Annotated in this window: 9 protein-coding genes and 1 pseudogene; 2 read left to right on the top strand and 8 right to left on the bottom strand. The window is 28.9% G+C overall.

Going from position 1 to position 12,707, the window contains the following annotated elements; all coding sequences use genetic code 11:
• Positions 1–390, top strand: a pseudogene (locus tag ACRDBA_RS07290) (exonuclease); the annotation flags it as partial.
• 50 nt (positions 391–440) lie between these two features.
• Here the strand turns inward: ACRDBA_RS07290 and ACRDBA_RS07285 are convergent.
• The 7 genes from ACRDBA_RS07285 to ACRDBA_RS07255 all read right to left on the bottom strand — a co-directional run bounded on the left by ACRDBA_RS07285 (position 441) and on the right by ACRDBA_RS07255 (position 9,855).
• Entirely contained in the window at positions 441–3,542 is a 3,102-nt protein-coding gene (locus tag ACRDBA_RS07285; protein ID WP_438572266.1) for a sialidase domain-containing protein, read from the bottom strand.
• A 211-nt stretch (positions 3,543–3,753) separates the two neighbouring features.
• On the bottom strand, positions 3,754–5,130 hold the full coding sequence (locus ACRDBA_RS07280) for an MATE family efflux transporter (protein WP_438572265.1): 1,377 nt from the start codon (positions 5,128–5,130) through the stop codon (positions 3,754–3,756).
• Positions 5,131–5,237: 107 nt separating this feature from the next.
• Positions 5,238–5,657, bottom strand: coding sequence for a DUF3783 domain-containing protein (locus tag ACRDBA_RS07275; protein ID WP_438572264.1), 420 nt, complete (start codon positions 5,655–5,657; stop codon positions 5,238–5,240).
• A gap of 308 nt (positions 5,658–5,965) precedes the next feature.
• Positions 5,966–6,562, bottom strand: a complete 597-nt coding sequence (locus ACRDBA_RS07270; protein WP_438572263.1) for a TIGR04100 family radical SAM protein — start codon at positions 6,560–6,562, stop codon at positions 5,966–5,968.
• 16 nt (positions 6,563–6,578) lie between these two features.
• A complete protein-coding gene (locus ACRDBA_RS07265) occupies positions 6,579–7,100 on the bottom strand; it encodes a TIGR04002 family protein (protein ID WP_438572262.1) in 522 nt (173 codons plus the stop codon).
• Between the two features lies 1 nt (position 7,101).
• Positions 7,102–7,929 (bottom strand): pyridoxamine kinase, encoded by an 828-nt coding sequence (locus ACRDBA_RS07260; protein WP_438572261.1) that lies wholly within the window; start codon positions 7,927–7,929, stop codon positions 7,102–7,104.
• 147 nt (positions 7,930–8,076) lie between these two features.
• The gene (locus ACRDBA_RS07255) at positions 8,077–9,855 is read right to left on the bottom strand and encodes a M3 family oligoendopeptidase (RefSeq protein ID WP_438572260.1); all 1,779 of its coding nucleotides are present in this window, start codon (positions 9,853–9,855) and stop codon (positions 8,077–8,079) included.
• A gap of 198 nt (positions 9,856–10,053) precedes the next feature.
• Between ACRDBA_RS07255 and ACRDBA_RS07250 the strand changes: the two genes are divergently transcribed.
• Entirely contained in the window at positions 10,054–10,293 is a 240-nt protein-coding gene (locus ACRDBA_RS07250; RefSeq protein WP_438572259.1) for a hypothetical protein, read from the top strand.
• 69 nt (positions 10,294–10,362) lie between these two features.
• Here ACRDBA_RS07250 and ACRDBA_RS07245 read toward each other — a convergent pair whose 3' ends face one another.
• Positions 10,363–12,384 (bottom strand): penicillin-binding transpeptidase domain-containing protein, encoded by a 2,022-nt coding sequence (locus ACRDBA_RS07245; protein WP_438572258.1) that lies wholly within the window; start codon positions 12,382–12,384, stop codon positions 10,363–10,365.
• Positions 12,385–12,707: the final 323 nt, after the last annotated feature.

The following is a 12,707-nucleotide window of genomic DNA, read 5'->3' as shown; positions in this document are numbered from 1 at the left end:
GATTTCTCATCTCTTCCAACAAAATATATCGATATCCAAAGCCATGCATCTAAGCATTTTAAAATGCAAAAAGGTATGAAAATAGGTTTAAAAACTGCTGTTGAGCAATTAGGACTTGAAATTAAGAGTGATTTTCATGATGCCTTTAATGATGCATACTACACTACTGAAGTTTTTAAAAGGATTCATAACAAGAATATTAAGGTTCTTTCTTATTCACATAATATTTCTGAAAGAAAAAAACAACCTAAAGAAAAAATTGATTTATCAGCTCTAGTAAATCAATTTGAGAAAATGTATAAGCGAAGTATTACAAGTGAGGAAAAAGAAATGATAAGACTTGCTTATATTATGGGAAAAACAAATCAATTTACAATAAAAGAAAAATAACATAAACAAATATGCCTTGCAATTTAGCAAGGCATATTTTAATTTTATAATTATTTAGTTGTTCTTACATTTAATGAAACAGGCTTTGATTCTTCTCCATTACTAAATCTAGCCCCTACTTTGAATCCATAAATAGTATTTGATCTTAATCCTGTAATATTTAATTCTGTAATATCAGCAGGTATTACAGCAAATTCTTTACCATCTTTATAAACTACATACTCCTCTAATCCTACAGTACTTTCTGGTGAATTCCAATTTAATAAGACCGAATTTGACTCAGAAGTAGCTTCTAAGCCCCTAATCTTTTCTACTACTACATCTTCACTTACTTCGCTCTTTACATTAATAGCTAAATTAGTATTTATATCAGATGATATATCAGTTAACTTTCCAGTAACATTTATAACATCGAGATTATTCTTTCCTTTAATAGTTATAGTATGATTTCCTTCAGTAATATCTTCTGGAATAATACCTTCTAAAACAATGTTTTTAGTATTATTTTCAGCTAAAGTTAATGGAACTTCCTTTCCATCCACTAAAGCTGTAAAACTTCTATCTCCTATTAAACTTACTGCTTGGTCAAAGCTAACCTTTAATGTAAACTTTTCTCCAGCTTTATATGAGTCTACTCCATCTAATAAAGTAAATTCAGAAATTAATGCTTCTGGTGCATCAGCTAATAAATCTGCCTTTACAAAATCAACATTCATTTCTGTAAAGTCCATTGAATCACATTGCTCGCCTTCATAGAATAATCCAATATTACCATTTGGCATTTCAGTTAAGCATGAGTAAGCAAATTCACCTTCTTTTACTGTTTGCTTATACTTCCAATCGAATGTATATTTAGTTCTTCCGTTTTCATGAGTTCCATTTTCTCCAATTAGACCTATTTTAACAGTACCATTGCTTCTATTAGATGCATCTGGATTTGAGAATATTATTGCCTCTTTTCCATCAACTAATGAGCTAAAGTTCATAACACTTAACTGACAATAAGGCTCTCTTAAATTAGTGTCCTCATATACTTCTCCATCCCAAGTTTCTCCACCATCAAAGCTTGTAGAAATTCTAACATAATTTCCAGTAGTTCTACTAAACATTTTTATTTGTCCATCTGGCATTTCAACTACTTGAGATTCTGTTAATTGATTTCCACTAGTTATAGTATCTGAATCTTCACTATGATCATTTCTTGAATCATTTGGTGATTCTCCTAACTCCCATGAAGCTCCATTATCATCACTATACATAACTGCACTAGATTGAAATCCGCTATTATTTGTATAGTATAATGGGAACACTAATCTCCCTGCTTTATCTCCATTTTTAATTTGTATTCCTTTACCAGGACATGCCCCTATAAATTTCATGAAATCCTTTTTAATTCCTGGTAAAATCTTTGGTGCACTCCAAGTAGCTCCCTCATCTTCACTTTCTATTATTGTTAAATATGCAGTACCAAATGCTTTCAGTGGTGAACTTGGTAAGAATGTATTTCCTATCTTTACTCCATTTTCATATAAATCATTATGTGTATCTACAGTATATGCTGTTTCTTCGCCTTCTGAAGTATAAACCTTTCCTCCTGGTTTGATATAATATTTATTTCCGTTACCTCTTTGACCTTCTCTTCCTTCTCCATCAAATAAAAGCATACATTCTTCTCCATCTACTGTTTCAAATCCTGTACCTAATCTATCTATTTGTGGGAATCCATAATTTTCTGGGAATGCAGTTATAAATAAAAATACCTTACCTGTTTCTTCATCTTGTAACATACTTGAGTCAATAACAGACGCATAACCTGGATAATCAATTACTCTTTTTTGATCTGTCCAAGTCTTTCCTCCATCCTTTGAAATTACTACTCCAGCATCTATATTAGCAGGAGAGTCTCCCCAGTGGTCATTTCTTACATCTGTAGCAGCTATAATAGTTCCGTCTTTAGTAGTAACCATAGCTGGTATTCTAAACTTTTTCGCTCCTAAATCCCCTGATTTAAATAATTGCTTTACATCTGATTTATAAGTTCCTTCTGGTAGAGGCAACTTTTGTGCCTTTGTTTCTATTGTTTTCTTTATTATATAATCATCTGAAATAGCTTCTCCATAAATATCTAAGAAATCAACATCTCCTGTAAATAAATATTCATTTCCTGATGATCTATCTGTTTTACCAATATCTATTGTATTTAAATTAGGTATATCATTTAAGAATTTAGTAGTTGATGCTCCTGTAAACTTTAATAATTCCCCATTTAAATAAATTGAATACCCTCTATCTTTTTCAACCTTAAATGCTACAGTGTTTATTCCAGGGTTAAGCTTTGCATTAACCTTATCATTTGTATTTCCTGAAGCATTTCTTATTTCATAACCTATTTGTGAACCATCTGTCCATAAATGGAAATGGTCACTTCCTGAGTTATTATTACTAATTCCAATTATTGATTGTAATCCTGTTGATTTCAAATCAAATCTAGCAATAATAGTTCCCGATTCTAAGTTTTTAACCTTATCTATTTCTCCATTCAAATTAGCTCCTACGCCTTGTCCATTACTTACTCTTACATTATTTGTAGAAATTAATTCTGAAGTTTCTCCTATTTTTTCATAAATATCTACTTCTGCAATACTTGCAAATCCACCTACAGCCTTTGTAGCTTTTATTGTTATATTGTCAGTAGTGATTTCATTATCAAATCTTACAACATTAGGAGTTGTAGTTGTTCCCCATGTTCCTGAAGCTACTAAAGTATCTCCAGCATATATTTCATAATCCTGAATTTTACCATTATCTCCACTTTGTCTTGGAGTAACCTTTAATGATGAAATTGTATAACTTCCTCCTAAATTTATAGTAATACTTTGTGGAAGTACTGCAGAACCACTCCATGGTGTATGCCACATAGTACTTGTATTCCCATCTAGAACCTTGCTTGCATCTTCTCCTGGTTGAAATGCTGTTGCTGTTGCTGTCATTCCCACTTTAGATATAGCTTTCTCTACTATTGGTTTTTTAACCATATTACCTACAAATTCTATTTTGTTAACATTAGTAGAATTTGCAAATACAGTAGCACTAATACTATTTGTAACTAAAAATGCTGATAATACAATAGTTAATATTTTTCTTTTATTCAAACCAAACAACCCCCAAAATATTATTTTTTTGTAATAAATATACATTAATTACTATAATAGTAATTATATAGACAAAAGAAAACATTTTCAAGAGTTTTTATCACTTTATTTATTTTCAATAATTAATTTCATACGATACTTATTTTAAAATAAAAAAACCTAATAAGTTATTTTAATTCTTACTAGGTTTTTACTATTAGTATTTAAAATATTAGTTTGCCGCCTCTAGTTCATCAAAATTTCTAGTTACATCCCTTACCCATTTACCACTTACAACTCTAATTATACTAACTATAGATTTAAGTATTTCATCTGATTTAATAATAAAAAATACTATTGCAACAGGAAGTTTTAATGAAAATGCTGCGATAAATCCAAATGGTATTGCAACTAACCACATAAATATAATATCATTAATAAGGACAAATCTAGCATCACCACCACCTCTTAAAACTCCCATCATCATATTTACTCCTAATGATTGAAATATTACTATTATCGATGTAACTGCCATTATTTCCATAGCAATTGTCTTTGTGGTTTCTGATACATTATAGAAACTAACTATATCTTCTCTTATAACAAAAATAATTCCACTTGCGATTATCCCCATTACAATGCTAAAAACTCCAATGGTTAAAGCATATTCCTTAGCTTTTTCATATTTACCTTCACCTATTGTATTTCCTATTATTACAGCTGCTGCATTTGATAATCCAAATATAAATACTGTTACAAATTGATGAGCAACACCATTTATACTATTGGCTGCTACTACATCTGTGCCCATTCTTCCAACAATAACAGAAATCATTGAAGCTCCAGTTGACCAAAGTAATTCATTACATAAAACTGGTGTACAAATTCCTATATAATCCTTTAAAATTAATTTATCAACCTTTAAGAAATCTCTCACTTTCAAATTAATTTTCTTTTCAAAAAATATCATAAATACAATTATAATTGCAAATTCAGTAATTCTGGCAATAACCGTTGCTATTGCTCCACCTCTTATACCTAATTCAGGTGCTCCTAAATTACCAAATATAAGTACCCAATTGAAAAATGCATTTACTAATAAGGAAATACTATATACTATTATTGAAATCTTTACAGTTTTTACTGCTCTAAGCATCATAATAGTACAATTGGTAATTGCATAAAATATGTATCCAATACAAACTATTCTAAGATAGCTTGCCCCCGCTTCTACCACTGCTAAATCAGTTGTAAATATTCTCATAAATTTTTCTGGAATAAAAACTGCTATAAGAATAAAAATAGATGTAATTAAAATACATACCCTATACATTATTGACAATACCTTATGTATAGTTTTAGTATCACCCTTTCCCCAATATTGAGAAATCATAATATTAGACCCACCAGCTAGTCCAAACATTAAAATCATAAGAACAAAAAATAAATTATTTGCTATAGCTACTGCTGATAATTGAACTTCACCTAAAGTCCCAATCATCATAGTATCTATCATACTTACAGCAAATGTTATTAAATTTTGAACTGCTATTGGTAGTGATATACTTAGTAATAGCTTATAAAAGCTCTTATCTCTAGTTAATCTCATTTACTTGTCCCCCTTTATTATGCCTTACATAAAAACAAGGGTATAAGAACTTCTTATACCCTAATGCTAGTAATTTTATCATAAAACTGTTTAAGTTGTATATACTTTTAATGCTTTAATTCTCTTCCAGCACTCATTAACCTGCGTTCTTCGACTAAGTTTGAAATTAATGTATTAATAGTCCATTCTCTTGACATATCTGTTACACTTGCCATAAGAACTCCATGAATCTTTATTTTCTTTAAATTATCAATAAACATATTTATTTTGGCTGGTGACACATTATTAAATATTATCACTCTTTCTTTTTGCCCCTCTACTTCGCTTGTAGTAATTTTATCTGCAATTATATCCTTAATTACACTTTCTCCATTTTTATCTGATAATACAACTTGATCCTTTAAACCAAATATACTTGCAAAGTTTTTAACTCCTTGAAGGTCTTTTCCCTTTAAGTTGCATATAATTATAAAGCTTCTTTCATCTTTAACTTCCGTATTATTTCTATCTAATTTTTCAAATGACATATCTATCTCCTTTAATTATCTTTTCTTATATAATAATTATTATTTTTAATACTAACATAGTAATGTTTTCTTTTCAAATATTATTCTTTCCATAATTTAAACAAATATATTAAAAAAATTCTCCCCTTTCATAAAGACACACTGGAAAACGCTTCTAACTTAACACTATTGAAAGTTGTCGAGAACATTATACACATACATAATGTAGGTAATATAATTTTACCTTTTCACTTTTTTATTTTACTTACTTAAAGTAAAAAAAGATGTATGCAAGATAATTTATACTCTTGCATACATCTTTACTTATTTTATTGTTTATTTCTTACTCTTAATGGTATTCCCATATCCTTTGATATTTTTTTGCATCTTTCTATTTGTTCTTTTGTAATAACATCAACTACTGAAAATTGAACTTCATTTATATTTTCCTTTGCTTCCTTTGCAAATTTTAATAAAGCATCAAAAGACTCTAGACCAAATATAGGCTTTGCCACTTCTAAGTATTCTTCATTTGACGGTGCATTTAAACTTATGGATATTGAATCAATAACGCCCTTTAAAAGTGGAGCTACATCTTTTTTATGATATAAATCAGCTAATCCATTTGAATTAACTCTTATAGGAATATTACTTATAGTTTTAATATAGTTTGAAACCTCAATAACTTCATTAAGCTTTATTAAAGGCTCACCATATCCACAAAAAACTACTTCATTAAAATCATCTAAATTAAATTTTTTAAATTCATTTATAATTTCTTCTGATTTAGGGTCTCTTTCTAACCAAAGACTTCCACTATCATCTATTCCATCATAATCTCTTCTTATACAAAAAACACAGTTACATGAGCATTTATTAGTTACATTAACATATAAACTTTTGCCTATTGTATATAATATATTCATTTTAATTCCTTCTTTCTTATTTACTTTGCACAGGTAATCTATCAATTAAATTTATTTTATCAAATGCAAGTGATACTAATATAAATATTATTCCGCTTCCAATTGGCTGAATAACTCCCATAGCTAATGTTGCAAGTGGTGCTATAAAGTTTCCTAAAATTATCCCATCTGCTATATAATATCCTACAATACCTGTTACCCCCGCTATTATCACTGCATATATATTCCTCTTATTAATTAGTTTCTGTCCACCTTTTGTAAATGGCAAAACTAAAAGAGGTTTAATTATCATAGTTGGAATAACCCATATCATAGCTCCTGATAAAACATCTGCTAGTCCAGCTCCTAATGAAGCTGCAATCATTGCATATGGTGCTGGTAAAATACAAGCAGCTAAATAAATAAATGCATCACCAACATGTATATATCCTCCATTTACACCTGTTGGTATATGAAATATAAATGCTGTAGTCAAGCAAATCATAGCTGCTAACAAAGCTGTTAAAACAATCTTACGAACTTTTATAGAATTATCCATCTTAATAAATCAACTCCTTTAAAAATGGTTCAAAAATAACTCCTTCTCTTATATCTGTGTTTGCTTCAGATGTGTATTTAATAACCTTATAAATAAACTTAGATGCTTTTTCTATAGCTTCTTTAAAGTCAATCCCATTTAATAACATTCCAGTTACTATAGATGCAAAAATATCTCCTGTTCCACCATAGTACTTTTCAGCTCTTTCTATTTTAACAATAAAGTATTTATCCGCTTCTTTATCATAGGCACAATTCCATAATTCACTTTCATTTGCTACTCCTGTTATAACAACCTTTTTAGGACCCATCTCTGAAAGTTCCTTAGTTAGCTTATAAATATTTTCTTCCGTTACTTTTATATCGCTATATTTTTTATTAGTTAATATACATGCTTCTGTTAGATTTGGAGTAATTATATCTGCATGTTTTACTAAGTCCTTTACTTTCTTGCACATTTCTTCAGTATAGGTACTATATATTTTTCCGTGATCCCCCATTACTGGATCAATTACTATAAGAGAATCCCTATGCCTTTTAACAAAATCTAAAACTATACTTATTTGCTTTTCAGAGCCTAAAAATCCACTATATATGCAATCAAACTCCATATTAAGCCTTTCCCATACTCCCTTATAGCTTTCCATTTCACTTGTGAAATCTAAAAAAGAAAACTCTGAGTATCCAGTTTGACATGAAAGAATTGCTGTTGGAAACGGACAGCATTGATGTCCTATAACTGAAAGTATTGGAATGGCAACTGTTAATGAGCATCTCCCTATGCCTGAAATATCATTTATAGAAACTACTCTTTTAATTTTTTTCTCCATCTTTATCACCACCATATATAATTTCTAATCTTTATAATCTAATTATGATAATAGCATAAAAATACCATTTGTCTATTGTATCGGTACAATTATAAGTACAATAATAAAAGGTCATAATATTTTACTAATATTATGACCTAATAAATCTTACTTATTATTGCTAATGCTTATAAACTTCTCTATATTTTTTTCTATTACATCTAGTGAACCTCTCCAGAAATTAATATCATGAATATCTATACCCATAATCTTTGTTACTTCTGAAACCTTAAGCTTGCCTGTTACAGATAAAAGCTCTTCATATTCCTTGCAAAAAGCTTCTCCCCTTTTTAAATATTCAGCATATAACCCCTTTGCAAATAAATCTCCAAAGGCATAAGGGAAGTTGTAGAAATTAGAATCTGCATAATAGTAATGAGGCTTCCAAGTCCACATATAAGGATGAAGATAATTAGAGTCAAGTCCATCTCCATAAGCTTCTTTTTGAGATTTTATCATAGCTTCCTTTATTTCTTCTACTGATAATGAACTTTCCTTTCTTTTTTCAAAGACTTCACTTTCAAATAAGAATCTTGAATAGATATCAACTATAACTTGAGTAGAATCTGAAATATCACTTTCTAAAATAGCTAAGGCTTCCTTTTCACTTGCTTCTTTTAATGCTCCAGCTTTAACTATTATTTCACAGAAATTAGAAGCTGTTTCTGCTAAAGTCATTGGATATTCTGTATTTAAAACTGCTTCATTATTTAAGCATTCACCGTGGAATCCATGACCTAATTCATGAGCCATAGTTACTACATCACTAAAAGAACCACCATAATTTAATAATATTCTACTTTCCTTTATTGAAGATATCCTTGCACAAAATGCTCCTCCAACCTTTCCTTCCTTTGGCATAACATCTATCCAGCTTTTATCAAAAGCCTTCTTTGCAAAGTCACCTAAACTATCACTAAAGGTTCTAAAATTCTTTTCTACAAACTTTTTACCTTCTTCATAGGAAAATTTCATTTCTTCTTCAACTATTGGTGCATATAATTCATAAAAAGGTAATCCATTTTTATATCCTAAAATTTCAGCTTTTCTATTTAAATATTTTCTAAATATAGGTAATCTTTCTTTTATAGCAAGTAACATTGAGTTAAGTATTTCTTCATCCATTCTAGAACTTTTAAGTGTCATTTCTAATGGCGACTTATAGCCCTTTAACTCACAAGTAGTTATAACTTCTCCTTTAATTGCATTTAAGGCTGCTGCTACTCCATCTTCTATCTTTTTATATGATTTTATTTCAGCTTCATATGCTTTTTTTCTTACTTCCTTATCAGCATCATATGCCATATTTAATACTACAGTTAATGGTATTTCTTCTTCTTTCCCATTACTTTCTATAGAAACCTTATGATTTGCTATTAAAAGATTTTTATAATTTACCCAAGCTTCTGAACCCGTATTTTTCATTTTTGCAATTATAGCTTCTTCTTTATCTGAAAGCATATATTTACTTTGCTCTATTATTTCTTTTATATAAAACTCATGCTCCTTTAAAACCTTTGACTTTATAATGATTTCATCTATATTTTTAATATTAGAAATCCACTTATGGGCCTTAGTTAAATCTTCAGTTAATAAGCTCCACTTTTTACTTATTATATCTGCATACTTATTTCCCTCTTCATTTTTTGATTCAACACTAAGAATTAAAGATGAATATTCAGATATTCTTCCAACTAACAAAGTTAAGCTTTCCATTTGAGATATAAATTTTTCAAGCTTTACTTCTATATTTTCATAGTCTAAAATCATTGAATTTACTAATTCACTAAAATCATTTGATAAAACATCTACCTTACTAAGATCTTTTATAAATCTTTCACTACTAAAAGACTCATATATTTCATTTAAACTCCAATTAAGACTCATATTTTTCACCCTTCCATTTTTTTCATTTATATTAGTATATTACTAGTATTATAAAACTTCAATTAGTAAATTCTAATAATATCAAATATATATTAAATATTTTATCTTTCTATCAAATTTTTACTTTAATTAAATTTTTATAGATTTTTATGTGTATTTAATATATACTTTTTATATAAAGTTTTAGGAGGTATTTATATGAGTTGTGGTTGTTCAACACTAGGTAATGATGGAAAAGCTACTGTAGATTTAGTTAGAAGTAAGGGAAAGGCTGATTTACCTTTAAAAACACCTTATGAGATTCAGTGTTCATGTGGTAAGGAATTTACAATGACTAAATTAATAGACAATTGTCCTCACTGCATGATGACTTACGGAGTTACTCCATGTAGCCAAGGTGATAAAAATAATATTAAGGCTGCTGGAATTAAATATTAATAAAAAATAGGTAACTATTAATTTTATCCTAGCTTTTATGCTTAGATAATTTAATAGTTACCTTATTTTTTATCTCTTTAAATAATATTCCATTGAATTTTTAACTTTTGGAATTGGAATTTGACTTCCCCCTCTTCCCTTAACATCTTCTATTATCATTGATATAGCTATCTTAGAATCATCTGTGTTTACTGCAACAAACCATCCATTTTCTGTTCCTGTTTCATCATCTTGTGATTTTTTTATTTCAGCTGTTCCTGTTTTTCCTGCTACATTTACACCATCTATTTTTCCTAAAGAAGCTGTACCATCACCATTACTTATTAAACCTGAAAATGCTGTTATTAATGTATTTAGATTTTCCTTAGAAATTGTATTTTGTTTCCAAACCTTAGCTTCAGTATTTTCACTTACTACAAGTCTTGGTTGCATTATATTTCCTTCATTCCCAAGTGCACTATATGCTAAAGCCATATTTAATGGAGTCACCATTAACTCTCCTTGACCATAACCTGAATCTGCTAATAATATATCTCTGTTTATTGTTCCGTCATTTGAAATATGTGATGCTTCCATTGGATATTCAAAAGTTAATTCTTCTCCTATCCCAAACTTTTTAATTCCTTCAATCATCTTTTCTGAACCAACTTCTAATGCTATTTGTCCAAAGTAAATATTATCTGAATAATTAACTGCATCATTTAAATTAATAGCTCTTCCTGGATCTGTTACTCTTGTAATTTTAAAATCTCCCCAAGTGCTATCCTTTTGCCAAGCTGAACCTTCTATATTTCTTAACTCATCTGGATTATAAACCTTATTTTCTAACCCAATAGCTGCTGTTAATAATTTCATAGTAGATCCTGGTGAATAAACCTTATTAAATCTATTTATTTCATCAGCATTATTTGTTTCTTGCCATTTTTTCTTTTGATCATTAGTTGCATATGTTATAAATACATTTGAATCATAAGATGGAGCACTTACCATAGCTAGTACTTCTCCTGTTTTAGGATCTACTGCTGTTGAAGCTCCTCTATCCTCTCCGAATTCACTATAAATTTTGCTTTGAAGACCTGAATCTATAGAAAGCTTAATATCTTTACCATTTTGAACTTCACTTTTAGCTATAGATTTATTTTCTTCTCCTCTTTCTATTAAAATTTCTCCTCCATTTCTACCTCTTAGGGTATCTTCATAAACTTGCTCTAGCCCTGCTTTTCCAATATAATCTGTATGCACGTACCCTTTATCTTTATTTTCTTCTAGCTCTTCTGCTGTAATAGGTCCTATATATCCTATTAATCTTCCAAATGCTTCTCCACCTATATAAACTCTTGATGATTTTTCTTTAACTAAAATTCCTTCTGCATCTCTATTTATAAGCTTACTTAGCTTTTCATCACTAGCCATAATATCTACTATATTAACAAAATGCTCTGGATTTGTATTTGCATTTAATTTGTCCACTATTACATTTTCATCTATATCTAATATTTCAGATATATTTTTTATTTTAGCTTCTTTATTTTCTTTATCAAATATTTCTGGATATATACCTATAACCTTTATTACACCATCTTCTGCTAAAGGCTTTCCTTCCCTATCTAATATACTTCCTCTTTTTGCTTCTTCTATATTTACTCTTACCTTATCATCCTTAACCATATCGGGGAAAATCAATGATTCATTCCAAAGAACTTTATATTCCTTTTCCTCTTGTACTAATGTAACATTAAAATTATTTAATTCTAATGCTCCTGCTACTGTGTCCATCTTCACTGTAAATGGTAGAATCATACCACTATCTGTTTTTTCTATTTCACCATTTATTTCAACAACAACATTTTCAGCTTCTATTGCTGAATAAATATTGCTGTATCTACTTACAAAATCTTCTTTTGTAATATATCCCTTTGATTCTGTACTTAGTTTTTCATACATAGCTTCAAAGTTTTGATTTGCCATGGCTTCTTTATAAGCTTCAAATCCTTCCTTAGCCTTATCTGTTTTATTACAACCTAATAAAGATATTGCTGAAAATAAAACTAAACTTATAAGGATTAAAATTTTTCTTAAATTCCCTTTCATCTTTCCCTCCTGCTAATCATTAAATTTATTCTTTAGATAAGTCTAAATAAAAATATTTAGATTGATTTATGTATATATTTTAGCATATTGGAATCTTATTACAAATTTATTTTATCTTTATATTTTAAATTCCATAAAAATTATATTCACATATAATTAACACCCCTTTTTTATCAACACATTTTTTCACAAGTTACTAACAAGTTATTAACAGGGTTTTCAACAGGTTATTAACAATTTTCGCATAATTTTGATATAATTTTTTATTTTTGACACTTTTTGCATTTCTTAGATTTATAGAGTATTTTAAAGTATTTTGAAGA

It is taken from the genome of Clostridium sp. (genome assembly GCF_051654825.1).
In the GTDB taxonomy this organism is placed as follows: Bacteria; Bacillota; Clostridia; order Clostridiales; family Clostridiaceae; genus Clostridium.
This window is presented reverse-complemented; position numbering and strand designations above follow the sequence as displayed.

Bases quoted from the DNA above. Each gene is read 5' to 3' on its own strand.
- ACRDBA_RS07280 (WP_438572265.1), bottom strand. From the start codon at position 5,130: ATGAGATTAACTAGAGATAAGAGCTTTTATAAGCTATTACTAAGTATA.
- ACRDBA_RS07275 (WP_438572264.1), bottom strand. From the start codon at position 5,657: ATGTCATTTGAAAAATTAGATAGAAATAATACGGAAGTTAAAGATGAA.
- ACRDBA_RS07270 (WP_438572263.1), bottom strand. From the start codon at position 6,562: ATGAATATATTATATACAATAGGCAAAAGTTTATATGTTAATGTAACT.
- ACRDBA_RS07265 (WP_438572262.1), bottom strand. From the start codon at position 7,100: ATGGATAATTCTATAAAAGTTCGTAAGATTGTTTTAACAGCTTTGTTA.
- ACRDBA_RS07260 (WP_438572261.1), bottom strand. From the start codon at position 7,929: ATGGAGAAAAAAATTAAAAGAGTAGTTTCTATAAATGATATTTCAGGC.
- ACRDBA_RS07255 (WP_438572260.1), bottom strand. From the start codon at position 9,855: ATGAGTCTTAATTGGAGTTTAAATGAAATATATGAGTCTTTTAGTAGT.
- ACRDBA_RS07250 (WP_438572259.1), top strand. From the start codon at position 10,054: ATGAGTTGTGGTTGTTCAACACTAGGTAATGATGGAAAAGCTACTGTA.
- ACRDBA_RS07245 (WP_438572258.1), bottom strand. From the start codon at position 12,384: ATGAAAGGGAATTTAAGAAAAATTTTAATCCTTATAAGTTTAGTTTTA.